The 25,070-nt window shown below is 63.7% G+C and carries 22 protein-coding genes; 14 read left to right on the top strand and 8 right to left on the bottom strand.

The genetic code is table 11. From position 1 onward, the window contains the following. Positions 1 to 12: 12 nt before the first annotated feature. From RCH10_RS20420 to RCH10_RS20390, 7 genes are read right to left on the bottom strand one after another with little or no spacing between them, the layout of a single operon-like run. On the bottom strand, positions 13 to 1,254 hold the full coding sequence (locus tag RCH10_RS20420) for a Zn-dependent hydrolase (RefSeq protein WP_409053804.1): 1,242 nt from the start codon (positions 1,252 to 1,254) through the stop codon (positions 13 to 15). 28 nt (positions 1,255 to 1,282) lie between these two features. Continuing rightward, positions 1,283 to 2,968, bottom strand: coding sequence for an ABC transporter ATP-binding protein (locus RCH10_RS20415; RefSeq protein WP_409053803.1), 1,686 nt, complete (start codon positions 2,966 to 2,968; stop codon positions 1,283 to 1,285). Then, positions 2,965 to 3,807 (bottom strand): ABC transporter permease, encoded by an 843-nt coding sequence (locus RCH10_RS20410; RefSeq protein ID WP_409053802.1) that lies wholly within the window; start codon positions 3,805 to 3,807, stop codon positions 2,965 to 2,967. The genes RCH10_RS20415 and RCH10_RS20410 overlap by 4 nt, the downstream gene beginning before the upstream one ends. Then, on the bottom strand, positions 3,804 to 4,781 hold the full coding sequence (locus RCH10_RS20405; RefSeq protein WP_409053801.1) for an ABC transporter permease: 978 nt from the start codon (positions 4,779 to 4,781) through the stop codon (positions 3,804 to 3,806). The genes RCH10_RS20410 and RCH10_RS20405 overlap by 4 nt, the downstream gene beginning before the upstream one ends. A 19-nt stretch (positions 4,782 to 4,800) precedes the next feature. Further along, positions 4,801 to 6,393, bottom strand: a complete 1,593-nt coding sequence (locus RCH10_RS20400) for an ABC transporter substrate-binding protein (RefSeq protein WP_409053800.1) — start codon at positions 6,391 to 6,393, stop codon at positions 4,801 to 4,803. Next, on the bottom strand, positions 6,390 to 7,400 hold the full coding sequence (locus RCH10_RS20395; RefSeq protein ID WP_409053799.1) for a fatty acid desaturase: 1,011 nt from the start codon (positions 7,398 to 7,400) through the stop codon (positions 6,390 to 6,392). The genes RCH10_RS20400 and RCH10_RS20395 overlap by 4 nt, the downstream gene beginning before the upstream one ends. Next, positions 7,397 to 8,440 carry an alpha/beta fold hydrolase gene (locus tag RCH10_RS20390; RefSeq protein ID WP_409053798.1) on the bottom strand — a complete coding sequence of 348 codons (1,044 nt, stop codon included), beginning with the start codon at positions 8,438 to 8,440 and terminating at the stop codon, positions 7,397 to 7,399. Before RCH10_RS20390 ends, RCH10_RS20395 begins: the two co-directional genes overlap by 4 nt. Positions 8,441 to 8,677: 237 nt before the next feature. Between RCH10_RS20390 and RCH10_RS20385 the strand changes: the two genes are divergently transcribed. Next, entirely contained in the window at positions 8,678 to 9,286 is a 609-nt protein-coding gene (locus RCH10_RS20385) for a TetR/AcrR family transcriptional regulator (protein WP_409053797.1), read from the top strand. Positions 9,287 to 9,323: 37 nt separating this feature from the next. Here RCH10_RS20385 and RCH10_RS20380 read toward each other — a convergent pair whose 3' ends face one another. Then, complete coding sequence (locus RCH10_RS20380) at positions 9,324 to 10,685, bottom strand: aspartate aminotransferase family protein (RefSeq protein ID WP_409053846.1); 1,362 nt, start codon at positions 10,683 to 10,685, stop codon at positions 9,324 to 9,326. Positions 10,686 to 10,817: 132 nt separating this feature from the next. On the opposite strand from RCH10_RS20380, the gene RCH10_RS20375 reads away from it, so the two are divergent. The 13 genes from RCH10_RS20375 to arsH all read left to right on the top strand — a co-directional run bounded on the left by RCH10_RS20375 (position 10,818) and on the right by arsH (position 25,055). Then, entirely contained in the window at positions 10,818 to 11,813 is a 996-nt protein-coding gene (locus RCH10_RS20375) for a LysR family transcriptional regulator (RefSeq protein WP_323496121.1), read from the top strand. Between the two features lie 85 nt (positions 11,814 to 11,898). Beyond that, the gene (locus tag RCH10_RS20370; RefSeq protein ID WP_323496122.1) at positions 11,899 to 12,468 is read left to right on the top strand and encodes a hypothetical protein; all 570 of its coding nucleotides are present in this window, start codon (positions 11,899 to 11,901) and stop codon (positions 12,466 to 12,468) included. A 24-nt stretch (positions 12,469 to 12,492) separates the two neighbouring features. Next, entirely contained in the window at positions 12,493 to 13,083 is a 591-nt protein-coding gene (locus RCH10_RS20365; protein ID WP_323501809.1) for a hypothetical protein, read from the top strand. Positions 13,084 to 13,357: 274 nt separating this feature from the next. Next, complete coding sequence (locus RCH10_RS20360; RefSeq protein WP_409053796.1) at positions 13,358 to 15,340, top strand: tetratricopeptide repeat protein; 1,983 nt, start codon at positions 13,358 to 13,360, stop codon at positions 15,338 to 15,340. A gap of 173 nt (positions 15,341 to 15,513) precedes the next feature. Beyond that, positions 15,514 to 15,993 carry a GNAT family N-acetyltransferase gene (locus tag RCH10_RS20355; RefSeq protein WP_409053795.1) on the top strand — a complete coding sequence of 160 codons (480 nt, stop codon included), beginning with the start codon at positions 15,514 to 15,516 and terminating at the stop codon, positions 15,991 to 15,993. A gap of 380 nt (positions 15,994 to 16,373) precedes the next feature. Then, complete coding sequence (locus RCH10_RS20350) at positions 16,374 to 18,050, top strand: ShlB/FhaC/HecB family hemolysin secretion/activation protein (protein ID WP_409053794.1); 1,677 nt, start codon at positions 16,374 to 16,376, stop codon at positions 18,048 to 18,050. 15 nt (positions 18,051 to 18,065) lie between these two features. After that, the gene (locus RCH10_RS20345) at positions 18,066 to 21,326 is read left to right on the top strand and encodes a filamentous hemagglutinin N-terminal domain-containing protein (protein ID WP_409053793.1); all 3,261 of its coding nucleotides are present in this window, start codon (positions 18,066 to 18,068) and stop codon (positions 21,324 to 21,326) included. A gap of 48 nt (positions 21,327 to 21,374) precedes the next feature. Further along, complete coding sequence (locus tag RCH10_RS20340; RefSeq protein WP_409053792.1) at positions 21,375 to 21,836, top strand: hypothetical protein; 462 nt, start codon at positions 21,375 to 21,377, stop codon at positions 21,834 to 21,836. Next, positions 21,833 to 22,222, top strand: coding sequence for a hypothetical protein (locus RCH10_RS20335; protein ID WP_409053791.1), 390 nt, complete (start codon positions 21,833 to 21,835; stop codon positions 22,220 to 22,222). The genes RCH10_RS20340 and RCH10_RS20335 overlap by 4 nt, the downstream gene beginning before the upstream one ends. A 70-nt stretch (positions 22,223 to 22,292) precedes the next feature. Further along, positions 22,293 to 22,616, top strand: coding sequence for an ArsR/SmtB family transcription factor (locus tag RCH10_RS20330; protein WP_409053790.1), 324 nt, complete (start codon positions 22,293 to 22,295; stop codon positions 22,614 to 22,616). Next, positions 22,610 to 23,890 carry an arsenic transporter gene (locus tag RCH10_RS20325; RefSeq protein ID WP_409053789.1) on the top strand — a complete coding sequence of 427 codons (1,281 nt, stop codon included), beginning with the start codon at positions 22,610 to 22,612 and terminating at the stop codon, positions 23,888 to 23,890. Before RCH10_RS20330 ends, RCH10_RS20325 begins: the two co-directional genes overlap by 7 nt. Positions 23,891 to 23,920: 30 nt before the next feature. Continuing rightward, on the top strand, positions 23,921 to 24,352 hold the full coding sequence (gene arsC / locus RCH10_RS20320; RefSeq protein WP_409053788.1) for an arsenate reductase (glutaredoxin): 432 nt from the start codon (positions 23,921 to 23,923) through the stop codon (positions 24,350 to 24,352). Then, a complete protein-coding gene (arsH, locus tag RCH10_RS20315; protein ID WP_409053787.1) occupies positions 24,336 to 25,055 on the top strand; it encodes an arsenical resistance protein ArsH in 720 nt (239 codons plus the stop codon). Before arsC ends, arsH begins: the two co-directional genes overlap by 17 nt. Positions 25,056 to 25,070 lie beyond the last annotated feature (15 nt).

The following is a 25,070-nucleotide window of genomic DNA, read 5'->3' as shown; positions in this document are numbered from 1 at the left end:
GGGTCGTGGGGCTCAGGCAGCCGCGTGCAGCATGGCGTCGAGCAGCACGTTGCAGCCAGCGGTCAGGTGCTCTGGCTTGGCGTCTTCGCTTTCGTTGTGCGAAATGCCGTCCTTGCAGGGGACGAAGATCATCGCCACCGGTAACTGGCTCGCGACGTACACCGCGTCGTGGCCGGCTCCGCTCACCACGTCCATGCAGCTATAGCCGCGCGTCTGCGCGCCCTGGCGCACGCCTTCGACAAGATGCGGTGCGAAGGCGGTCGGCGGGAAGTACACGACCTGTTCGATGTCGACCTTGGTCCGGGTCGCGGCAGCCACTTCGGCACAGGCTGCGCGGATCTCGGTGTCCATCTTCGACAGCGTTTCGTCGTCGATGTTGCGCAAGTCGGCGGTGAACTTCACGCGGCCCGGGATCACATTACGCGAGCTCGGGAACACGTCGACCGTGCCGACCGTGCCGCGACCGTGCGGCGCGTGGCGCAGCGCGACGGCTACGGTCTCCTGCATCAGCCGGGTAGCGGCCTGCAGCGCGTCGCGGCGCAGTGCCATCGGCGTCGGGCCGGCGTGCGCCTCCTGGCCGGTCACGGTGATGTCGTACCAGCGCTGGCCGAGCGCACCGGTCACCGCGCCGATCACGATGTCGGCGTCTTCCAGCACCGGGCCCTGTTCGATGTGCGCCTCGAAGTAGGCCGCGAAGAGCGGTGCGCCGGCCGAGACGGCGGCAGCCGTGTCGCCAGCGTAGCCGATGGCCTTCAAGGCGCTCTCGACGTTGATGCCGTCGCGGTCGACCGCGGCCAGCGCGGTCTTGAGCGTGAAGGCGCCCGCATACACGCCCGAGCCCATCATCACGGGCACGAAGCGTGAGCCTTCCTCATTGGTCCAGATCGCCATTTCCAGAGGCAGGCGGGTCTGAATGTCGTGGTCATTCAAGGTGCGGAAAACTTCCAGCACCGCCAGCACGCCGTAGTTGCCGTCGAACTTGCCGCCGGTGGGTTGCGTGTCTATGTGGCTGCCGGAGGCCACGGTGGGCAGGTCGTTCTCACGGCCAGCGCGGCGCGCGAAGATGTTGCCGATCTGGTCGATGCGGATGGTGCAGCCGGCCTTGCGAGCCCAGCCAATGACCTTGTCACGGCCCTGCCTGTCCAGATCGGTAAGGGCCAGACGGCACACGCCGCCGGCCGGTGTGGCGCCGATGCGGGCCAGCTCCATCAGGCTGGCCCAGAGGCGGTCGCCGTCGATCGAAAGTGTGCTCATGTCGTCGTTCCTTGAGATAGGTGGCCGCTCAGGCAGCCTGGGTAAGGGGTGCGGTGCTGTGCGCCTGCGTCGGGTTCCACTGCTGACCCGGCACGGCGGCGATCAAGCGCTGCGTGTAGGCGTGCTGCGGTCGGTCGAAGATTTGCTGCGGGCTTCCGCGCTCGACGATGCGGCCACGGTGCATCACCAGCACCGTGTCGCACACCTGTGCCGCCACCCGCAGGTCGTGCGTGATGAAGACCAGCGCGATCTGCAGCTTTTGCTGCAGCTGATGCAGCAACGCCAGCACCTGCGCCTGAACCGACACGTCGAGGGCAGAAACCGATTCGTCCGCCACCAGCACCTGCGGGTCGAGCGCCAGCGCGCGTGCGATGCCGATGCGCTGTCGCTGGCCACCGGAAAACTCGTTCGGATAGCGATCGAACGACGAGTCTTCCAGCCCCACCAGCGTCAGCAGTTCGCGCGCCCGAGCCTCGGCCTGGGCCCTCGTCTTGCCGCTCGCGACCGGGCCGTCGCTGACGATGCGGCCAACCGTCTGGCGCGGATTGAGCGAGGCGAACGGGTCCTGAAAAATCATCTGGATGTCCTTGCGCAGCGGGCGAAAGGCGTGCGCCGACAGCGCGGCGATGTCGCGGCCGTTGAACAGCATTTGTCCAGCGTCGACCGACACCAGCTTCAACAGGCACTTGCCGATGGTCGACTTGCCCGAACCCGATTCGCCGACGATGCCCAGCGTTTCGCCACGGCGCACGGTGAAGCTGACGTCGTCGACAGCCTGCACCACGCGCCTGGTCGCGAACCAGCCGCCGCCGGTGGCGTAAGTCTTCTTCAGGTTGCGCACGTCCAGCACGGGAACGCTGTCGGCCACCGCGTCGCGCAGGTCGGTGCGCCGTCGCGGCACGGCCGCTATCAGACGCTGCGTGTAGGGATGCTGCGGCGCGTTGAGCACCTGCGTCGCCGTGCCGACCTCGACCAGCACGCCTTTCTCCATCACCGCCACGCGATCGGCGATCTCGGCGACCACACCGAAGTCGTGGGTGATGAACATCACGCCCATCCCGCTGGCGCTGCCATCGCTGCCGCCTCGCTTGCTGCGCTGGATCGACTGGATCAGCGCGAGGATCTGTGCCTGCGTGGTCACGTCCAGCGCGGTGGTCGGTTCGTCGGCGATCAGCACCGCGGGTTCGAGCGCCAGCGCCATCGCGATCATCACGCGCTGACGCTGACCACCGGACAACCGGAACGGGTACGCATGTCGGATCACGTCGGGATCTGGCAGGCCGACGAAGGCGATCAGCTCACGCACGCGGCGCGCCACCTGCGCGGTGTCGCGCAAGCCATGCACCTCGAGCACCTCGGCAATCTGATCGCCCACGCGCATCACCGGGTTCAGCGCCGACAACGGCTCCTGGAAGATCATGCCGATGGCACTGCCGCGCAGTTTGCGCAGTGCGGTTTCCGGCAGGCGCAGCAGATCCTGGCCCTGAAACAGGATGCGGCCGGCCGAAGGCTGCATGTACGACGGCAGCAGGCCCATCACGGCATTGGCGCTCATCGACTTGCCGGAGCCGGACTCGCCCACCACGCACAGGATCTCGCCCGCATACAGCGTGAGATGGATGTCCTGCACGGCGAAGGCGCGGTCGCCGCCGCCCGGGATCGGGATCGACAGGCCCTCGATCTGCAACAAGGGCGAGCCCCGACCGCCGTTCATCGCTCGCCCCGGTTGCGCAGGTGCGGATTCAGCGCGTCGTTCAAACCTTCACCGATCAGGTTGACGGCCAGCACGGTCAGCAGGATCGCCAGCCCCGGCAGAAAGCTCATCCACCAGGCTTCGCGGATCATGGTGCGGGCGGCTCCGATCATGAAGCCCCAGCTCATCAGGTTGCGGTCGCCCAGGCCCAGGAAGGACAGCGCCGATTCGGTCAGGATGGCGGTCGCGATCATCAACGAGGCCGTCACGATGATGGGCGACATGGTGTTGGGCAGAATCTGCGTGAAGATGATGCGCGGCGCGCTCTGGCCGATGACCACCGCCGCCTGCACGAACTCACGCGAGCGCAGCGACATGAACTCGCCGCGCACCAGCCGCGCCACTGGTGGCCACGACACCACGGCGATGGCGGTGATGATCGACGTCAGGCTGGGCTGGAAGATGGCGACCAGCACCACGGCCATCGCCAGCGTCGGGATGGTCTGGAAGAACTCGGTCAGGCGCATCAGGACATCGTCGATGCGCCCGCCGTAGTAGCCGGCGACAGCGCCGATCGAGATGCCGATGAACGTCGCTACCGCCGTACTGACCAGCCCGACCAGCAGCGACACGCGCGCGCCGTAGGCCAGCCCGGAGGCGATGTCACGGCCCAGCATGTCGGTGCCGAGCGGATAGGCCGCATCGGTCAACGGGTCGAGCAAAGGATCGCCGACGGCGTTCCAGGGGCTGCCGGGGAACACCAGGCCGGCGAACAGCGCCACCAGCATCACCACGCCGACGATGACGAGGCCGACCACGGCGCCCTTGTTGCGCGCGAAGCGTCGAAAGAAATGTCTCATGAGCTGGCCTCGATGCGCGGGTCGATGAAGCGGTAGAACACGTCGGTCAGCAGGTTCACCAGCACCACCAGCACGGAGGTCACCAGGAACACGCCCAGCAACACCGGATAGTCGCGCTGGATCAACGCGTCGAACATCAGGCGGCCGATGCCGGGCCAGGCAAACACGGTCTCTGTCAGCACCGCGCCACCGAGAATCTGGCCGGCCTGGATGCCGGCGAAGGTGAAGACCGGCAGCATTGCGTTGCGCAATACGTGGCGGCGTGTGATCTGCCCGGCTGGCACGCCCTTGGCGCGCGCCGTCTTGACGAAGTCGAGTGAGCCGACTTCGAGCATCGAGGCGCGCGTCAGGCGCGTGTAGATCGCTGTGAAGAACAGGCCGAGCGTGACGACTGGCAACACCATGTGCTGCATCACGTCCCAGATGCGGGCTGCACCGGTGAGGCCGCCGCCGATGGTCTCCATGCCGAACGGCGGCAGCCAGTCGAGGCGAATGGAGAACACCAGCATCGCCATCAGCGAGACCCAGAACAGCGGCGTGGCATAGAACAGCAACGCGCCGGACATGATGAGCGAATCGGCCAGCTTGCCGCGCCGCACCGCCGCCATCACGCCGAGCAGGACGCCCAGCAGCAGCGAGAAAACGAAGGCCGATGCGCTCAACAGCAGCGTGGCCGGCAGGCGGTCGAGGATGAGCTCGCTCACTGGCAGGTTGTTGCGGTAAGAGAAGCCCATGTTGAAGGTCAGCACGCCTTTGACGTACAGCCACAGCTGCACGTACAAGGGCTGATCGAGCCCGAATTGCTGGCGCAACTGCGCCAGGAACTGCGCATCGCCAGCGCCCGACTCCCCGGCGATGACGGTCGCCGGATCGCCCGGCGCCAGGTGGATCAGCAGGAAGTTGAACACCACCACGCCCAGCACCACGAACGCCGCCTTCAGCAGCCGCTTGAAAAGAAACTCGAGCGAGTTCATTCCGACCTGCAGGCGAGCGTTACTTCGAGATCCAGACGTTGTCGAGCGACTCGTTCAGGCCGATGCCGGTCGTCACCAAGTTGTGCACCTTGTTGCGGTAGAGCGTGGCGTACTGCATTTCGATCAGGTAGCCCACCGCCACGTCGTCGACCAGGATGCGTTGCGCTTCCGAGTACATGCGCTGGCGGGCGTCGGCACTCTTGAGCAGGGGCGCAGCGCCCAATAAGCGGTCGACTTCGGGGTTGTTGTAGCCGTGGTTGTTGCCGAAGGGCGTGCCCTTGATGATGTTGGTGCTGACGTAGTTGCGCGTCACCCCGATGGCGGGGTCGGCGTACTGGTAGAGGAAGTTCATCGTCAGGTCGAAGTCGAAGTCCGACACCTTCTTCGACCAACCGGCCGGGTCGGTCGCCTCGATGGTGACCTTGAAGCCGAGCTGCTCCAGTTGCTGCTTGGTGTATTCACCCAGCCGGTCCCAGACCGAGCCGTAGGGAATGGGCAGCACCTTGATGGTGTAGTCGCCCGGCTTCACGCCCGCGTCGGCGAGCATCTTTTTGGCCTTGGCCATGTCGTAGTTGTAGCTCGGGACGTTCTTGTCGTAGTAGAGCGTAGTCGACGCGATGGGGCCGGTCGCGACCTTGCCGACGTTGAAGAAAATGTTCTTCAGAACGAAGTTGCGGTCCATTGCATACATGATGGCCTGGCGCACTTCCTTCTTGTCGAACGGCGGCTTGCGCAGGTTCATCTGCAGCCACAGGTTGGGCGAGAACATTTCCCAGCCGGCGGTGGTCACACCGACGTCGGGCAGCTTCTGCAGGCGTCGCACTTCGAAATTCTCCACGTCCCCGCCGCGCAGCACGTCGACCGTGCCGCGCTCGAAGGCCACCGCACGCGAGGCCGCGTCGGGGATCACGCGCAGGTAGATCTCGTCGAGGTAAGGCAGGCCGGGCTTGTAGTAGTCGGGGTTCTTGACCAGGTGGATGTACGAGCCGCGCTTCCACTCCTTCAGCTTGAACGGGCCGGTGCCGATGGGCGTGTTGTTGGCCGGGTTGGTGCGGTAGTCGGTGCCGTCGTAGATGTGCTTGGGCACGATCGGCATGGTCGACACCTCGAAGGCATAGATGAAGGGGTTGAACGGTTCCTTGAGCCTGAACACCACCTTGTCGTCGCCATCGGCCTTGACCGACTCGACGCGCTGGTTCATCAGCGCGCGCAGGCGCGGGTGCGTCTCACGCAGGAACTTGTCGGCGGAGAACACCACGTCGGCGGAGCTGAAAGGCTTGCCGTCGTGCCACTTGACGTTCTTCTGCAGCACGAAGGTGTAGGTCAAATTGTCGGGCGAGATGGTCCACGAGGTGGCGAGCGAAGGCAGCGGCTTCAGGTCGGGCCCGTACGTCAGCAGGGATTGGTAGATCTTGCTGGCCGCGAATTGCGTCGGGCCGAGTTGGTTGAGGCCCAGCATCAGCGACGGCGGTTCGGGCTGCACCAGCATGTTGAGCGTCCCGCCCGACACCGGCTTGTCTTGCGCCAGGGCCGCCGCCGGCAGCTGCGTGAGAAAGATGCTTGCGCCGGCAAGGAGCAGCCGCACGAGCAGGCTTCTTTTGTGTGCATTCATGGAAGTTTTCTTTCGGGGGTTGATGAAGACGAGGCAGGAAGCGAACGGAGATGGCGAAGCACGTCGACGGTGGCTGCGGGGTAGCCATCGACGGTGTGGGTGATGTGCGCGGCCAGCAGCGCATTGAGCCGGGGCAACGCATGAAAAGGCACGGCGGGGTAGGCGTGGTGCTCGACATGGAACGGCATGTTCCAGGCAAAGAAATGCACGACGCGGTTGGTGTACGTGGTGCGCGTGTTCTCCAGCATGTCGGGCGAATGCGCGCAGCCGGTGTGCTCGGCCAGCAGGTAGGGGCGCAGGAACAACTGGCCGACCGCCAACGGGATGACCCAAAGCCAGAGCGCGGCCAGCGATCCGGCCGCCAGAGAGACGGCAATCACACCTGCGTAGCCTGCAAGGCAGCAACGCGCCTCGCGCACGATCAACGCTCGCTTGTCCTCGGGCACCCACGGCACGCTGACCTTGCCCAACACGCCATGGACGAACAGCAGTCGGGCCCGGCCGATCCAGATCGGCATGCCGGTCCACAGCCATGCGATGCCAGGACGGGTGTGCGGCAACGGCGACGCGAGTTCGGGGTCCAGCGCAGGGTCCTGCGTGTGGCGGTGGTGCACCCAGTGGTAGGCGCGGTAGTACTCGTAGGGCAGGAAGATCGCGAACCCGGCAAAGTGCCCGAGCAGGTAGTTGCCGGTGCGTGTCTTGAAAGCAGTCTGATGCGCGGTTTCATGCACCGCCGTGAACAGGAAGGCGATGAAGTAGCCCTGCAGCAGCGTGAGCGGGACGGCCCACACGGTGCCGAGCGCATGCCACAACGCGAAGCCGCCGAGCGCGATGGCGCTCAGGTGGCCGGCGGCGCGGCGCACGGCGGCAGCGTCGGAACGCACGGCCAGCGCCTTCAGGTCCTGCGCGCCGACGCGGAAAGTGGCCGGCTTGCGAGCGGCGCGCGGCGCGGCAGTGTTCGTCGCATGGTCGGGAGCGGCGGTGTCGATGTGGATGGAAGTGGTCATGTTGCAAGCAGCGTCTTGACGCGGGTTTCGATGAAAGCCCGGTCCTCCGGCTGGTTCACCGGGTTGCCCGCGCGATGGCCCCACACCGACGGAATCGGTGCGAGCTCGGCATTGCGCAGGTGCGCCATCTCGGCGCGGTTGTCGTCGACCTGGAAGTACAGGTCGTGATCGCCGGGCATCAGCAGCACGCGGGCGCGGATGGCGCCGAGCGCCTTCTTCAAATCGCCGCCATACAGGTCGTTGGCGCTGATGTCGCCGCTTTGCCAGGTTCGGAACTGCGCCAGCAGATCGGCCGGGTCACGGCGCGCGAAGGTGCTCTCCCACGACGTGACCAGATAGTCTTCGAGCGACGAGGCGCCCAGCCCGCGCCACATCTCTTCGCGGTAGAAAGTCTGCGACAGTGCCCAGCCTGCGTAGACCCGGCCCATGGCGCGAAAGCCGCGCACCGGCCGCTCGGTGAACACGCCGTCTCGGTAGGCCGGGTCGGCCATCAGCGCGTGCATCGCGCCTTCGATAAACACCTTGTTGTGAGGGGCACAGCGGGCCGATCCGCAGACCACTGCGATGCGCTCGACCGCGTCCGGGAACAGGGCGGCCCAGTGATAAGCCTGCATCGCCCCCATCGACCAGCCGTACACCAGCGCCACCTTGTCGATGCCCCACAACTCGGCCAGCATGCGCCGCTGCACGTGCACCGCGTCGAAGTACGTCACATCGGGATAGCGCGTGCCGACGTCCGGCCAGGGCGTGTTCGACGGTGAACTCGAAAGGCCGTTGCCGAACAGGTTGGGGATCACGATGAAGTATTTCGACGGATCGAGTGCACCGCCCTCGCTCACCATGAACTGCGTGTCGTGGTGCTGCGCGCTGTACGACGTCGGGTAGACGATCACGTTCGAGCGGTCGGCGTTCAGCGTGCCGAAGGTCTTGTAGACGATCGACATGTTGCGGAAGGTGCGGCCGGACTGCAGCACGACGTTGCCGGCCTGAAAGACTTCGCTGTCGCTCGCGACAGCTGCCGATGCAAAGTCTTTTTTCATGTTTATCCGATTGGTTTGGGCGACTCGCGCATTGCACAGATCGCATTAACTATACGCGTCGTACAGTAACTAGCTACGCAACAAACATGCCGGATTTAGGCGGACTTTGAGAGCCGTCGCGAGCGGCTTTGGTGCATTCCCCACCGACATCGACAACGACGCACCCGATAACATCGGGGCGCTATTCCAAGCGCTGCATGACCGGCGCTGCATCCACCGACGCTTCAGGACGCCCGCATGCCCCATCCCCTTGCCAAGCCTCGCGGTAGACCCCGTTCTGAACTCGCCGCCACGGCGGTGCTCGAAGCTGCGTACCGGCTGTGTGCATCGGGCGGCCTGCGCGGCGCGACCATCCAGGCGATCTGCGCTGAATCCGGCGTCTCGAAGATGACCATTTACAAGTGGTGGGACGGCCGGCTGCAACTGCTCATCGATGCCTACATGCGCCAGGCAACGCTGCTACTTCCCCTGTCGGAAACAGAGCCCCCGGCCAAGGCCATCAGGGCGCATGCGCAGAGTTATGTCACCGCCTTGCAGGGCGATTTGGGCCGCGTGCAGATGGCGGTGCTGGCCGAATGCATGGCGGAAAACGGGAACTCTGCCGTGTTCGTCGAACGGTATCTGAGCATCCGGCGCAAGCTGGGTGTCAGCGTGATCCGGCGCGGCCAAGCCGATGGCAGCATCTTGTCTCCGCGCCCGGCCGAGGCGTTATACGACCAGATCTACGGCACGATCTGGTACCGCTTCCAGTTTGGCCTCAGGGCATTGAACAAAGCTTTTGTCGATGGACTGGTTGAAGCGGTCCTGGCTGACGGCGCCGAAAAAAAACAGTCGAAGCCGGCCTGAATGCGGCGGCGCATCGGCAGCAAATTTCCAGAGCCGGTCAAGCCGTCTCGGCCAGCGCATCACCCAGCGCGTTGACCATGCGGTCGATCTCCGCCGGCTCGGCAACAAACGCCGGCGCCAATTGAATCGTGTCGCCGCCGTAGCGCACGTAGAAGCCCTTTTTCCAGCACGCCATCGCCACTTCATACGGCCGCCGCGCCGGCTCGCCGGGCAATGCCGCCAGCGTGAAGCCGGCCGCCAAGCCGTAGTTGCGGATGTCCACCACATGCTTGCTGCCCTTCAGGCTGTGCACCGCGTTCTCGAAGTACGGCGCGAGTGCCTGCACGCGCCCGACCATGTCTTCGGACACCAAAACGTCCAGCGCGGCGATGCCGGCAGCGCACGCCACGGGATGCGCCGAGTAGGTGTAGCCGTGCGGGAACTCGATCATGTACTCGAGCCCACCGGCGTCCATGAAGGTGTCGTAGATCTCGGTCTTGGCGATGACGGCGCCCATCGGTTGCGCGCCGTTGGTGACCTGCTTGGCGATGTTCATGATGTCCGGCACGACGCCGAAAGCCTCGGCACCGGTCATCGCACCGCAGCGGCCGAAGCCGGTGATGACCTCGTCGAATATCAGCAGGATGTCGTGCGCCGTGCAGATGTCGCGAAGGCGCTGCAGGTAGCCCTGCGGCGGCACCACCACGCCGGCAGAGCCCGACATCGGCTCGACGATCACGGCGGCGATGTTCGACGCGTCGTGCAGCGTGATGAGGTCGAGCAGGCGGTCGGCCAGCTCGGCGCCTTGCGTCGGCATGCCGCGGCTGAAGGCATTAGAAGCCAGTTGCGTGTGCGGCAGGTGGTCGGCCTCGACGCCCTGTCCGAACAGCTTGCGATTGGCGCCGATGCCGCCGACCGAAATACCACCGTAGTTGACGCCGTGATAGCCCTTCTCGCGGCCGATCAGGCGTGTCTTGCTGGCCTTGCCCTTGGTGCGCCAGTAGGCGCGCGCCATCTTGAGCGAGGTGTCGGCCGCGTCCGATCCCGAGTTGGTGAAGAACACGCGATCGAGGCCAGCGGGCATCAGGCCCTTGATCTTGTTCGCCAGCTCGAAGGCCAGCGGATGCCCGAACTGGAACGGCGGCGCGTAATCGAGCTTGGCGATCTGGCGGCTCACCGCTTCGGTGATTTCCGGACGGCCGTGGCCGAGCCCGGTGCACCAAAGGCCGGACAACCCGTCGAACACCTTACGCCCGTCGCCATCGGTGAAGTAGCAGCCCTTGGCCTCCACGATCATGCGCGGATCGGCCTTGAAGTTGCGGTTGCCGGTGTACGGCATCCACCAGGCGTCGAGCGAGGTCGAGTCGGAATGCGGCCTGCTCTCGACCGCTGCGACAGCCGCAGTCGGAACATGTGAAATCACGGGGACGGCGGTGGATGCGGGCATTGGCAACTCCGCGCACGGCGCGGCCTCGGTGGATGGAGATGGCGCATTGTTCGGCCAGCCGTTAGTCTTGCAAATGGCCCGATATCACTGTTCACTTGGCAATTCATGAAAGTAAAGCAACCGACCGGCACTTCCGGCAAATTCCGCGCGGTGCTCGGCCAGCTGAGCGACATCGACCTGCGGCTGCTCAAGGTGTTCAAGAGCGTGGTCGAGTGCGGCGGCATGGCGGCGGCGGAGCTGGAGCTCAACATCGGCACCTCGACGGTGAGCCGCCACGTCAAGGATCTTGAAACCCGGCTGGCGATGGTCCTGTGCCGGCGTGGCCGGGCCGGCTTCGCGCTCACGCCCGACGGCCAGCGCGTCTACGACGAAACGCTGCGGCTGCTGGCATCGGTCGACGCCTTCCGCGACAGCATCGACGACATCCACCACCGCATGGGCGGCCAGCTCGAAGTGGCGATCTTCGACAAGACTGCGAGCAACCCGCAAGCGCACATCGGTGCGGCCATCGCGCTCTTCTCCGCCAAGGCACCGGACGTGGGTTTGAACATGCACGTCGCGAACATCAACACCATCGAGCGCGGCATCATCGACGGGCGCTTTCACATCGGCGTCATTCCGTCGCACCGCAGCTCGGGCAGCCTGGCGTATGCGGACCTCTTCGGCGAAACGATGCTGCTCTATTGCGGTGTTGGCCATCCGCTATTTGGCGCGTCACACGTCGGGCTGACATGGGAAAAGCTGCGCGCCCACGCTTTCGCCGGCCTGGGCTATCACTCGCCCAACATGGAACTGAGCCACCGTGCGCGGCTGCCGCGCAAGGCCACCGGCTTCGACCAGGAAGCGATCGCGACGCTCATCCTGTCTGGGCAGTACCTCGGCTTTTTACCGGACCACTACGCGGAGGCATTCGTGCAACGCGGGCAGATGCAGGCAGTGGCGCCTAAGCGCTTTCACTACGCGTGCCGTTTCGTCAGTTTGTTGCGCCGGTCGCCGACACCGTCCCGGGCGACGCAGCTGTTCGCGGAGTGCCTGGTGGTGGCGCATGCGGGCAAGGCGCTGCGCGGTGAAGATGCGGTGCGTCGGGTCGGGCGTTCCTGAACGCAAGGCAGTTGGGCGCAGTCACTACCCCTATTGCATCCAGCGCACTACACTCCGCGGCATAACGATTTCCGGGGAGGAAACAATGAAGACATTGCGTTTACATTGCGGGGCGATCTGCGCCCTTGCGATTTTCGCGACGGGGTGTGCGCAACTGAAAGCACCACCGTACGCAGCTGACTACGAAGCGCTTGACCGCCTTCATGCCAGCAAGCCCGGCACTGTTGCGGTAGCGACGACGCAGCCGACAGACCCCACCCAGGCCGTCAACAAGCTGTCACTGCGCGGCGCTGCGCTGCTGTCACCGAGTGGCAGCTTCGCCAAGTATTTCGAAGATGCGCTCATACGCGACCTCAAGGAGGTTTCGTCCTTCGACTCAAGCGCTGCTACACGCCTGGACTCGCGCATCCTGAAAAATGAAATCAGCGTTGGCGGCTTTGTGACCGGCACCGGCGTCATGGAGGTCGAGTTGACCGTGACGCGCAACGCACAGCAACGGCTGCACAAGATCTACCAGGTCAACACCACCTTCGACTCCAGCTTCGCGGGCATCGTCGCGATTCCTGCAGGTCAAGCGGCCTACCCTGATCTCGTTAGAACCATGTTGCGCGCGATCTATTCGGACCCGCTCTTCATCGCCGCTGTTGGCAAGTAATAACGCATAGCAAGAAACAACATCATGTCCATCATTCGAATTGGCCGCATCGTCGCCGCACTCGCATTCGTCGCAGTTCTGGCCGGCTGCGCGCACCCTATCGTCATGAACACCGACGGTGCTCCTGAGCGGATCGAGTCAAAGCTGCTTCAGAAGAAGGTGGCCTACGCCATGAACGACGCGGACCGAGCCAAGCAGGTCATCACGCCGGGTGGCGGAGGCGATCGTGTGAGCTACTACCCCTATCGTGATCTTGAAAAGTCGATCCGCGATGCACTACGTTCCGTCTACCAAGACGTCGTCGTAGTCAAGACCGCGACCGATGCCAAGGCGATTGCAGACTCAGGTGCCGTCCTGGTGTTCACGCCTGAAATCAAGACCACCTCCAGTTCGCCGTCACCTTTCACATGGCCACCCACTGTCTTCTCGACCGAAATCTCGTGCCTGGTCACCGATGCCGCCGGTGTCGAAGTGACGCGCGTAAAGGCAACAGGAAATGGCATTGCCGAGTTCAGCGAATTCAAGGGCAACTTCGGTCTTTCCGCCAAGCGTGCTGCCGCGGATGTCACCGACAAGCTGGGTACTGCGATTTGGAAGAACGACAAGCTGCGGTGATCGGACGGCTTTAGGTCGAATGCGTTGAAAAAATCACTGGCGGCATCAGGGTTTTCTTTGAAAGAGACTCGAACTCTTCCTGCATCACGATCGTCGGTTCTGGAGCAATCAGCGGAGTCGATTTTTCTCAAGACCAATCAAGCGCAGCAATGCAAGATCTCCCAAGAGAATCGGTCTAAGGCCGTTGCAGAGGTCTTTTCGAGTACAAGTCCAACGCAAGAGTGCATGCCTTGCCTCGCCGCCAATTAATCAACATCCGCTCCAAAACCCATCTATGTTTAAGCGAATTTTTTCGGCTCTTTCCGGAAAGAGCGGCAAGACGTCTGTCAGTACCATTGCCAGCCCTGCAGAGTCGAAAGCGTCGCGGTCGACTGGGAATCGAGAACTGATTAGCGCGTATGACGCCTATGGTCGCGAGGTCAAGATTGCACCCAAGGAATGGCGCGACAAGATTTTCCTACCGAATCTGCAGCAGAAGTGGAACGACGCAAACGAGCTTTATGGCCTGATCCTTTCGGGACTCAATGATGGGTTTGCGACCGACCTTCGGCCTGCCGCCGAACGCCTGGTGGAGATCGACTCAATCCCTGAGCGCAGCCACTCTGTTCTGGGCATCGTTCTTATGAAGAACGGTCAACTGGATGCCGCGGAGGCAACGCTTCGTGCCGGTATCGCGAAGGCCGGAGCGACCGGTACGCTGCTGACGAATTTGGCCAAGGTTTTCGCCGAACGGGGAGAACAGGCACAGGCGGATAAAACGCTTTGGCAAGCGGTTCAAGCCGATCCCAATCAGCGAAATGGTCTTGGGTGGTGGGCGGTGATCCAGAGGGAACGCGATGGCGAAGCTGGTTACCTGCGGGCTCTGTCTACAGCCGCCGCTCTTCCGGGAAGCTGGCTGGCTCAACTTTGGCTTGCGCGCCACCATTTGGAGCACACCAACTTCGTGGCCGCACGCGCTTTGTACGTCCAAGTGCTGGAGGGAGGTCTGTTCGACAGCGATGCATTGATGATGGTCTCTGGCGACCTGGGAAATAACGGCCAGCCTTCACTGATTTTTGAACTGATCGGCCCGGTCTTCGACGAACACAAGCACCACCCGATGACCGGCCTGAATATGCTGCGCGCCTGCCAGGATCTCAGTAAAGTCGATGAAGGCGAGGCGTTACTCGCCCGGATGTACGCGCTTGGTATCCCGCCCATCAAGCATCACCTCGATGAGTTCGCTCAGGCTTTCCAAGAGATGCGAAAGCAGGCGGCAACGGGTAGTCCGGTCGACCAGCGCACTCTGGAAATCACAACCATCACCTTGGACCGGCCCATCTGGCATTACGGGTTGCGAGATGCCGAATGGCTCTTCACCCAGAAGGCCGGCGGCTCGCCAGAGGTCGGATTCTTCGCGTTTTCAAAGATCACGGACGGCACCCAACACGCTGAGTCACAACGTGAAGATGATCTAGGACGCCTTTCTCGCGCCATTCCGCTCTATTTGGCTGAAGCCGCGCACTATTGGAGCGACTATGCCGCGCGCGGCTATTTTCTAATCGTGGAAGGCGGTGGTCCAGTCCTAGCAGGAGGCAAGTCCGATGGCGACGCCCTCTTCGACATCGTGCCGAGCGGTATGGAGTTTTTCGTCACGGGGGAGATCGGTTGCACGGGCGAAAGCGCAGACGGCCAATGGAAGATAACCTTGAGTCTTTGGAATTGCCGCACGCGAACCGAACAGGCAAGCGAGGACGGGAATGCGTCCCAGGAGGACCTTGGGGCCCTTGTGCTCGCACTGGAAGCGCGGCTATTGAACAGCATTGGTTTGAAGCGCGAGCAGCCTCTGGATACTTTCTATCCGCGTCCTACGGCCGACGTCATTCCGGTGTATCTGGCGGAACTTGGCCAAGCCTTCATGCTGACGATGGTTGCCGATAATCATGCGCCGCGATCCGGGTTGTGGGGCGAACGCGCCATGCTTGACTACCCGCTCAACATGGCCCTGCGCTGGCCCGAGAGTGAAGTGCCGAAGCTCATGTATATCTCCGGTCTTGGTAAGGCATTCGACTACCGGTCGCAGGTGCTGCCTGAGTACAAGGAACGTAGTCTTCAGCTGCTCCGTGAGGTCATCCAGGCAAACAGCGTGGCCACCTCCTTGGCCCCGCTCATATGGAAAGCTTTCAGCATGACGAGTGAACTTCAGGCACACATGCAAAATCAGTCTGCTAACGCACACCCTGCGTACAAGGCATGGCTTGAGAGAGTCGCGAGTTAAGGCAACGCTGATCAAGTCCGGAGTTGGCACGCTGCCTGCATCACGCATTGCATGAAGCAGCAGACTCGCGCCATGGCCGGTGACCAGAACGCGCAGTACGAACAGTACCGTCGACTTACGCACCGCGACGCGTTCCTTTCCACGATGGAACGCATCGTTCCCTGGGAGCGTCTGTGCAGCGTGATCGAGACGCACTACCCGAAACCCGGCAATGGCATTTGCGCGCGATCTTCGATGCCCACATGGAAGCTTTGCATGGACACTGGGGCGTCGCACCGCCAAAGCCAGGCGACTTTGAGCGCTGGACCACGCTGCCGACTTTCCAGCCGCACCTGTGGCAAGTGGCATGGCACGTTGAGAGCGGGCGGGTGGCCGGACAGGTCAAGCCCTTTATCAATGAAGAGCAGAACCTGACACAGAACCGTCGGCGCGGTGAAACTGAATTTATCAGCGTCGGCGCACCATGGCGTCGGCGTGGCTTGGCGCGCGCCCTTATCGCCAAGGCACTCCATGCACAACGCGATGCTGGCATGAGCGAGTCCGTGTTGGGCGTAGACGCCGACAACGCACACGACGCCGCACGACTCTATGAAAGCTGTGGCTTTCGCGTGACCCGGCGCAACATGGTCTTGCGCAAACCTTTGGTTGGATGACAAGGCGGCCATCGGCCAGAAACAGACGTTTTTTCTGCCCTCGCAGGGCACGACGAGAAGCGGATCACGATCTCCCCAGGCTCTCTCGGCCCCATCAAATACCGGGCGACTTCCGGACACGCGTGAGAAAAGTGGCCTGCGTGAGCCACTGCACAGCTTTCACCGCCCAGAACCAAACGCTCGCATGTTACCGTTGGTAACTATTGTGAGGCGCACTGGTTGGCGCTGAAAACGGGTTTCGCACGTTCTCCTATTGAGCAAGGAAAGACGCCGACGGGCTGGGGCCAGGGTTGCGGCTCATGGTTGCTCCAGCGTTGGCTCTTGTGCGACTTCAACAATCACGGCGGCCGTCGTTCACGCCGCCATCCGTAAAAGATGCGATGACTTCATGCAGTTTCCCGTTGGCGTCGCGACTGACGACGCTGGCCCTTTGCGCGCTTGCCTGTTCTGCGGTCCAAGCGGCCGACCCGGCGCCTTCCACTTCGGTACCAAGATTCGAGATCTCGCGCTATCTGGTCGAGGGCAACACGCTGGTCTCCAGCGAGTCAATCGCTCGCGCGCTGGCGCCCCTGACCGGCGCGCAACGTGAATTCAGCGACGTGCAGCGTGCCGTGGACGCCATCGAGGGCGTGTACATCCAGGCCGGCTACACCGCCGTGAAGGTGACTGTCCCCGAGCAGGAACTCGTCGACGGAACCGTCAGGATCAGCGTCGTCGAGGCCGTGGTGACCTCGGTCACCGTCGTCGGCAACGAGCACTTCACGACCGAAAACATCCGCGCGAGCATAAAGCTGAACACCGGCGCGCCGCCGCGCCTGGGCGAGCTCTCGGAATCGATCCAGTTGGCCAACGACAACCCGGCCAAGCAGCTCTCGGTGTCGATGGCGGAAGGCGCGTTGCCCGGCACGATCGACGCGAAGGTGTCCGTGGTCGACTACAACCCGCTGCGCATCATCGCCACGGTGGACAACACGGGCACGGCCAGCAGCGGCCAGTGGCGCACCGGCGTCGCGATCCAGCATGCCAACCTGTTCGGCCTTGACCATGTGGGCACGCTGGCCTACACGACCTCGCCCGACGGCCCGTCCGGCCAGAAACTGGGCGTGTATTCGGTGGGCTACCGGATCCCGCTGTACAACCTGGGCGACAGCCTGGACCTGGTTTACGGCCGGTCGAGCGTCAATTCGCCATCGAGCTCGCCCACGCTCGGCGGCGTGCTGGGCCTCACCGGAAAGGGCGAGATCGTCGGCATCCGCTACAACCATTTTCTCGGGCGCACCGGAGAAAGCACCGCCAAGATCGTCTTCGGCTTCGACCGCAGGAGCATCGACTCGCGCTGCGACGTCAACGGCCAGCCGATCAGCATCACCGGTCCGACGCCGCCGGTGGCCTCGTGCGTGCCGTACACGACGACACCGCTCAGCGTCACGTACATCTCTCAGCGCGAGGGCGTGGACCAGTCGATCAACTACAACATCGGCCTGTCGCGCAACATGGCCAGCGGCCAGCGCTTCACCAACCTGGACGGCGGCACCGACCGCTACTCGTACCTGACGCCGGGCAACCGCGACACGCGCGACGGCTTCGTGGTCGCGCACGGCGCCGTCAACTTCCTGCAAGCCTTGCCAGGCGGGTGGCAAGTGCGTCTGGCCGGCAACGCCCAGCTGACCGACACGCCGCTGGTGGCCAGCGAACAATTCGGCCTCACCGGCGCGAACGCGGTGCGGGGCTTCGACGAGCGCGCGGTGGTTGCCGACAGTGGCCTGGTGCTCAGCGCCGAGCTCTACACACCCGAACTGAGCCCTCGACTTGGCCTGCCAGGCAACCTCCGCGGCCTGGTGTTCGTGGATGCCGGGTACGGCGCCAACCACAAGGCCGCGGGCACCTATTTGCCGGGCAGCACGAACGTGGCCAGCGCCGGCGTAGGCACGCGCTACAGCCCGAGCCGCGACTTCAGCGTCCGGCTGGACGTGGCCCGCGTGCTTGAGTCGGGCAGTTCTTTGATCGAGAAGCGCGGCGACTGGCGCGCCCATCTGAGTGCGATGTTCGCGTTCTGAAAAGGAAGACAGCCAATGAATACCGAATCCTTCAAGCTCCGCTTCCTGCCGCTGGTGGTCGCGGCCATCTGTGCCGGCGGGGCCGGCTGTGCGCTGGCCCAGATCGCAGCGGGCGCACTGCCCACGGGCGGCACCGTCGTTGGCGGCCAGGCCTCCATCGTGCAGAACGGCACGACGCTCAACATCAACCAGACGACCAACCAGGCGCTGGTCAATTTCTCGACCTTCAACGTCGGCTCGGGCGCGCTGGTCGACATTCGCCAGCCGGGCGCCGCAGCAGCGCTGCTGGCGCGGGTGACCGGCGGTGACCCGTCACAGATCTACGGGCAGATCCGGGCGAATGGCGCGCTCTGGCTGATCAACCCGTCGGGCATCCTGGTGGGGCAAGGCGCGCGCATCGACGTGGGCAGCTTCATTGCCAGCACGCTGGGCGTGAGCGACACGGATTTCCTGGCCGGACGCCTCAACTTCACGTCGCCAGCAAATGGTGGCGTGGCCGGCGCAGTGCGCAACGCCGGCACCATCAACGCCGCCAGCGGCGGCAGCATCTACCTGGTCGCGCCAAAGGTAGAGAACAGCGGCATGCTGAACGCGCCCAAGGGGGAAGTGATCCTCGCGGCCGCGCAGAACGTGCAGCTGATCGACACCGGCCATCCCGGTGTCACCGTGGAACTCACCGGCACCAAGGGCGACGTGAATAACCTCGGACGCATCGTCGCCGACGCCGGCCGCATCGGCCTGGCCGCGGGACTGGTGACCAACGCAGGCACGGTCAGCGCGAGCAGCGCCGAAAGCGTGGGCGGCCGCGTGTTCCTGCGCGCCACCGACCTGAAGACAACCTCGACGTCGGACATCAGCGCCAACGGAACCTCCGGGGGCAATGTGGTCCTGTCCGCGGACAACACCAACATCGACGGGCGCGTCTCGGCCACGGGCATCAACGGCCCCGGTGGATTTGTGGACACGTCTGGCCACGTCAGCCTGAACGTCAAGCACGCGCCGATCGTGGGCAAGGGCGGCGAATGGCTGATCGACCCTAGCAACCTGGTGGTCGTGGCCGGCGGCGGTGGGGCGGACCTGAACAACGGTGGTGTCGTCACGTCGACCGAGACGGGGACGACGGTCGGGGCCGACGTGATCACGGCGCAACTCAACCAGGGCACGAGCGTGTCGCTGGTAACCGGTGCCGGTGGCGCGGGCGTGGGCAACATCGTGGTCAGCGCCGCTATCGCCAAGACCGCGGGCGACTACGCCCGGTTGACGCTGAGGGCGCACAACGACGTCACCGTCAACGCGCCCATCACCAGCACTTCGGGCGCGCTCGACCTTGATCTAAAGAACAATTTTTTCGGCGTCGCCAGCGAGGGCGGCCACGTGGCCACAGTCAACGCCAATGTGAACCTGAATGGTGGTCGCCTCGACGTCTCGCAAGGTGAGGCCCTGGGCAACGGCACGCTGAACATCACCGGCGGCACCACGACGCTGGGCGCGGGTTCGTCCATCAACGCCGCGTCGGTGAATGTGCAAACGGGTGGCCGAGTGTCGATCGATTCCGAGCAGACCCTCAAGGGCGCCTGGAACAATGCCGGTCAGATTGACATCGTGAACAACGGCTCAATCAACCTGGTCAACCCGATGGAGCCAGCCACGAGCCTCACGAACACCGGCCGCATCACCCTGTCGGGCAGCAACGGTTTCGCATTGATCGGCGCCACCGATGGGGTGAACCTGATCAACAACGGCGACATCGTCAAAACGTCGACCGGCGCCCAGCAGATCACGGGGTTGACCAACGGCCCGACAGGCCGCCTCATCGTCGACGCCGGCAAGCTCACTCTTGACCAAAGCACCCTGGGTGGCCACGCCACCGTGGCGCCGTCCTCCACGCTGGTGCTGAGCGACTCGAATGTGGCCAGCGGTGTCGACATCATTGGCGCGGGCGCCATGGTGTGGTCGGGCAACGTGACCCTGCTGGGCGACGTGACGCTGGGCGCGACCGCGCCGACGTTGAGCGACGACCCCGGTCGCTTTTTCACGTTCATCCGGGGCTCGGGCTACAAGCTCACGACGTACGGCCTGGTGAACGTCGTCAAGAACCTGGTGCTTGACAGTGGCGCGACCTGGGAAAACTTTGGCACGGTCAACGTCGGCCCAGCTTCGCCAAGCGTGCTGGCCTTCAATCTGAGCGCGGTCTTCAACAACAAGTCGGGCGGCGTCGTGGACGTGCGGGACGGCTCGCGCCTCGAGCTCGCAACCACGACGGTGATCAACAACGAAGCCGGCGCGTTGCTGAAGGTCGACTCTACCGGCACCAGTGCGTTCAGCGGTGGAAACCAAGGCCAGTTGCTCAACGCGGGCACGCTCATCAAGACCGGCAACGGCACGACGCCGGCGCCGCTCACCAACCTCGCCGGCGGCGTGCTGAAGATCGAAGGCGGCTCTTTCGGCGTCGCGTTCACTCAAGCCAACGCCAACGCCGGCACCGTCGAGATCGCCTCGAGCGCGACGCTGCTCAGCACAAATGGCGTGGACCTCTACAACGCAGGAACGATCCGTGGCACCGGCACGATCAACATCAACGGCGAAGGCGGCAAGCTGGTCAACAACGGCGTCGTTGCGCCTGGCGGTTCCGACCAGATCGGCACGCTGACCCTCAACGGCCAATACACGCAGGGCCCGATGGGTGCGTTGAACATCCGCCTGGCCAACGCCACGTCCGATCAATTCAATGTGAACGGTGCTGTGCAACTCGCGGGCGCGGTGAATGTCTCGACCCTGAGTGGCGGCATGCCGACCAACGGCGCTGTGGCCGACTTCCTGGTCGCCAGCTCAGGCCGCACCGGCACGTTTTCGCAAGTCAACACGACACCGGTAGTCACCCCGGAGACGACCGGCACGCTGTCGGTGACCTACTCCGCATCCGGAAGTACGGTGGCGCAGGTGAAGGCGACGACAGCACCGACAACGCCGGTGGTCACAACGCCGGTGGTCACGACACCTGTGACGCCAGTTGTTGAACAGCCGGTCAGCATCTGTTCGATCGCCCCTGATTCGGCGCTCTGCATCGTGCTGTCGCCGCAGTCGCCGTCAAAGCCGCTCGTGCCGGTCCTGCAGGGTATGAACGAGGTGATCAAGACCGTCGCACCGAACGCTTACGCCAACCTCGAGCCACAAACCGCCCAGGGCATTTCCACAAGCGTCGCCCAGGAAGTTGCAGCCGCAAACGACAAAACTGGCACGAAAAACGAGCCCGTCAAAAAGATGTACTGCAACTGAAGCCCCATGAAAAACACCGCCAAATTTTTCGCTGCACGCTTAACAGCCATGTCTATCCTGGCCGCGGTCTGCTCGCAAGCGAGCATGGCCCAACCGTCCCAAGCCCAGTCCGTTCAAACCGCCGACAGCGCGCCGATCGTCGCCAGCATCACCACGCTGTCCGGTCTGGTGGTCGCGCGCGGCACCCAGGGCTCGACCAAGATGCTGGCCCTTGGCTCGACGGTGCGCGAGGGCGAAACCCTCACGACGGAATCCAAGGGGTACGCGCTGGTGAAGTTCACCGACGGCGCCGAGATCCTGATGAAGCCGGACACCGTGATCTCGCTCAACCGCTTCGCCTACGACCCGGCGCAGCCGCAGCTGGACCGCTCGATCGTCGAACTGGTGCAGGGCGGCTTTATCAGCACGCCAGGGGCACTGGGCAAACGCAGCCCCGGCTCGACGGTGATCAAAACTTCCAAGGGCGACCTGCAAGGCGCCGGAACCCTCAACCTGATCCTGCAGCCATGAAAAAATCTCTCATCCTGATGGCACTGCTATCGACCTTGGGTGCCGCCGCGCCGGCCATGGCCACCACGTTCATAGCCCAGGACGCGCCACCCACGGGCACAGGCAGGACTACGGCTCCGTCACCAGGAGCGCCGGGCGCTGCCACTCTTCCGCCCGGTCTTTACGTCCAAGTGTTGGACGGGCTCATCAATGTGACGAACCCTGCCGGTTTGCAGTCATTTTCCGCAGGGCAGTTCGGCTACACCTCGAGCTTCCAGCAACCACCCGTCGTTCTCCCCCGCAATCCCGGCATGCAGTTCACGCCGCCACCGGCGTTCAATAGTTCTACGGGGCCCTCGACCCCCGCCGCTGTAAAAAGCAGCAGTGTCGATTGCGAAGTCCGTTGAATTTGAGCGGGCTCGCGCCGCGTCGCGTAACCTTCATAAAACGATTCAATGGTTCAACTATCATTGAATAATGAATTCAGAAGCCGTTGTTCGCTCTCTTGCCGCCTTGGCCCAACCCGTGCGGTTGCAAGTTTTTCGTTGCCTGGTCGTCGCTGGTCCCGGAGGATTGACGCCGGGGGCGCTCGTAGAGGCCATCGGAGTTCCGGCAACCGGCCTGTCGTTTCACCTCAAGGAGCTGACGCATGCCGGGCTGGTTTCCCAAGAACGTCAGGGCCGCAACCTGATCTACCGCGCGGCCTTCGATCAGATGAGCGCACTGCTCGGCTACCTGACCGATAACTGCTGTGAAGGCGAACCCTGCCTTCCATCGAGCACGGCTTTCTGCGCATGCTGACAGCGGTTCTTCTGTTCGTTTGCACTCTCACCCTGGTCATCTGGCAGCCGAGGGGCTTGGGCATCGGTTGGAGCGCTTCGCTCGGGGCTGTGATCGCCCTGGTTCTGGGTGTTGTTCACCTCAGCGACATCGCCGTCGTATGGAGCATCGTCTGGAACGCCACCGCCACCTTCGTGGCTGTGATCATCATCAGCCTGCTACTCGACGAAGCCGGCTTCTTCGAATGGGCGGCGTTGCACGTCGCGCGCTGGGGAGGCGGCCGAGGGCGCCTTCTCTTCGCCTTGATCGTCTTGCTCGGCGCGGCTGTGTCGGCACTGTTCGCCAACGACGGCGCCGCGCTGATCCTGACGCCGATCGTCATGGCCATGCTCATCGCCCTCGGCTTCACGCCGGCCGCGACGCTTGCCTTCGTGATGGCCGCAGGCTTCATCGCCGACACCGCCAGCCTGCCGCTGATCGTCTCGAACTTGGTGAACATCGTCTCGGCCGATTTCTTCAAGATCGGCTTTGACGAATACGCTGCGGTGATGGTCCCGGTCAACGTGGCCTCGGTGCTGGCAAGCCTGGTCGTGCTGCTGCTGTACTTCCGCGGTGACATCCCCGCGACCTACGACGTGGTGCAGCTCAAGACGCCCTCAGCCGCGATCAAGGACCGGGCAACTTTCGGCGCTGGCTGGGTGGTGCTCGTTCTCCTGCTGGTCGGGTTTTTTGCCCTGGAGCCGCTGGGTGTGCCGGTGAGCGCAGTCGCCTCCGTCGCTGCTGCGCTGCTGCTTGCCGTGGCTGCGCGCGGTCACGTGATCAGCACGCGCAAAGTCCTGCGCAACGCGCCGTGGCAGATCGTGGTCTTCTCGCTGGGCATGTACCTGGTGGTCTACGGCCTGCGCAACGCGGGCCTGACCGACCGCATCGCCGGCCTGCTGAACATCTTTGGGCAAGGCGGCATCTGGGGCGCGGCAATCGGCACCGGCTTCCTCACGGCGCTGCTGTCCTCGGTGATGAACAACATGCCAACCGTGCTGATTGGTGCCCTGTCGATCGAGGCCTCCACCGCTACCGGGGTGGTGAAAGAAGCCATGGTCTATGCCAACGTCATCGGCTGCGACCTTGGCCCGAAGATCACGCCCATCGGCAGCCTGGCGACGCTGCTCTGGTTGCATGTGCTGGCCAAGAAGGGGACGACCATCTCCTGGGGCTACTACTTCAAGGTCGGCCTCGTGCTGACCGTGCCGGTGCTCTTTGTGACTTTGGCCGCACTCGCTCTGCGCCTGAGCTGAGCAATGCGCCCATCTTTTGCTCCCGACCCAATGACTCACATCACGATCTATCACAACCCCGATTGCGGTACTTCCCGCAACGTGCTCGCGCTCATCCGCAACTCCGGCGAGGAGCCAGAGGTGATCGAGTACCTCACGAATCCACCTGATCGAGCGACGCTTGATCAATTGTTGGCGGCGATGGACATGCCAGTGCGCGACGTGCTGCGGCAGAAGGGCACGCCCTACGACGACCTCGGCCTGGGTGATTCGAAGTGGACTGATGCGCAGCTCGTCGGCTTCATGCTGCAGCACCCGATCCTTATCAACCGTCCCATCGTGGTCACGCCACTCGGCACTCGGCTGTGCCGTCCTTCGGAAGCGGTGCTCAACATCCTGCCGCAGCCGCAGCAGGCAGCGTTTGCGAAGGAAGACGGCGCCGCGGTGATCGACGCGAAGGGGCAGCGTGTCGACAAGGCCTGACCTCCCGAACATCGATGCCGAGCTGTTCCACAGAGCAGATCTGCAGCAGCTGCATCCGACCGAGCGCTCCACGCACGCACCGCGCATCCTTCTGCTCTACGGATCGCTGCGCGAGCGCTCCTACAGCCGGCTGCTGACCGAGGAAGCTGCACGTTTGCTGCAGGCCCTCGGCGCGGAAGCACGCATCTTCGACCCGCGGGGCTTGCCAATGCCGGACGACGCGCCAGAAGACCATCCGAAGGTGCAGGAGCTGCGCGACCTGGCGCAATGGTCCGAAGGCATGGTTTGGACCTCGCCCGAGCGACACGGTGCCATGACCGGCATCATGAAAGCACAGATCGACTGGATTCCTCTGGCCATCGGCGCGGTCCGGCCCACGCAAGGCAAGACGCTCGCGGTGATGGAGGTATCGGGCGGATCACAGTCCTTCAATGCCGTCAACCAGCTGCGGGTGCTGGGGCGCTGGATGCGCATGATCACCATCCCGAACCAGTCGTCAGTCGCGAAGGCGTTCATGGAGTTTGACGATGCGGGCCGCATGAAGCCCTCTTCGTACTACGAGCGAGTCGTCGACGTAATGGAAGAATTGGTGAAGTTCACCTTGCTCACGCGCGACTCGGCTGCCTATCTGGTGGACCGCTACAGCGAACGAAGGGAGAGCGCCGAGCGACTTTCCAAGCGGGTCAACCAGCGATCGATCTGATGCCTCTGTCCAGCG

The organism is Variovorax sp. GrIS 2.14 (assembly GCF_046115955.1).
Classification (GTDB): Bacteria; Pseudomonadota; Gammaproteobacteria; order Burkholderiales; family Burkholderiaceae_C; genus Variovorax.
This window is presented reverse-complemented; position numbering and strand designations above follow the sequence as displayed.

Coding starts and splice junctions, on each gene's coding strand:
- RCH10_RS20365 (WP_323501809.1), top strand. CDS start 12,493: ATGTCCATCATTCGAATTGGCCGCATCGTCGCCGCACTCGCATTCGTC.
- RCH10_RS20340 (WP_409053792.1), top strand. CDS start 21,375: ATGTCTATCCTGGCCGCGGTCTGCTCGCAAGCGAGCATGGCCCAACCG.
- RCH10_RS20350 (WP_409053794.1), top strand. CDS start 16,374: ATGACTTCATGCAGTTTCCCGTTGGCGTCGCGACTGACGACGCTGGCC.
- RCH10_RS20420 (WP_409053804.1), bottom strand. CDS start 1,254: ATGAGCACACTTTCGATCGACGGCGACCGCCTCTGGGCCAGCCTGATG.
- RCH10_RS20360 (WP_409053796.1), top strand. CDS start 13,358: ATGTTTAAGCGAATTTTTTCGGCTCTTTCCGGAAAGAGCGGCAAGACG.
- RCH10_RS20375 (WP_323496121.1), top strand. CDS start 10,818: ATGAAAGTAAAGCAACCGACCGGCACTTCCGGCAAATTCCGCGCGGTG.
- RCH10_RS20345 (WP_409053793.1), top strand. CDS start 18,066: ATGAATACCGAATCCTTCAAGCTCCGCTTCCTGCCGCTGGTGGTCGCG.
- RCH10_RS20370 (WP_323496122.1), top strand. CDS start 11,899: ATGAAGACATTGCGTTTACATTGCGGGGCGATCTGCGCCCTTGCGATT.
- RCH10_RS20390 (WP_409053798.1), bottom strand. CDS start 8,440: ATGAAAAAAGACTTTGCATCGGCAGCTGTCGCGAGCGACAGCGAAGTC.
- RCH10_RS20335 (WP_409053791.1), top strand. CDS start 21,833: ATGAAAAAATCTCTCATCCTGATGGCACTGCTATCGACCTTGGGTGCC.
- RCH10_RS20400 (WP_409053800.1), bottom strand. CDS start 6,393: ATGAATGCACACAAAAGAAGCCTGCTCGTGCGGCTGCTCCTTGCCGGC.
- arsC (WP_409053788.1), top strand. CDS start 23,921: ATGACTCACATCACGATCTATCACAACCCCGATTGCGGTACTTCCCGC.
- RCH10_RS20395 (WP_409053799.1), bottom strand. CDS start 7,400: ATGACCACTTCCATCCACATCGACACCGCCGCTCCCGACCATGCGACG.
- RCH10_RS20415 (WP_409053803.1), bottom strand. CDS start 2,968: ATGAACGGCGGTCGGGGCTCGCCCTTGTTGCAGATCGAGGGCCTGTCG.
- RCH10_RS20405 (WP_409053801.1), bottom strand. CDS start 4,781: ATGAACTCGCTCGAGTTTCTTTTCAAGCGGCTGCTGAAGGCGGCGTTC.
- RCH10_RS20325 (WP_409053789.1), top strand. CDS start 22,610: ATGCTGACAGCGGTTCTTCTGTTCGTTTGCACTCTCACCCTGGTCATC.
- RCH10_RS20410 (WP_409053802.1), bottom strand. CDS start 3,807: ATGAGACATTTCTTTCGACGCTTCGCGCGCAACAAGGGCGCCGTGGTC.
- RCH10_RS20330 (WP_409053790.1), top strand. CDS start 22,293: ATGAATTCAGAAGCCGTTGTTCGCTCTCTTGCCGCCTTGGCCCAACCC.
- RCH10_RS20385 (WP_409053797.1), top strand. CDS start 8,678: ATGCCCCATCCCCTTGCCAAGCCTCGCGGTAGACCCCGTTCTGAACTC.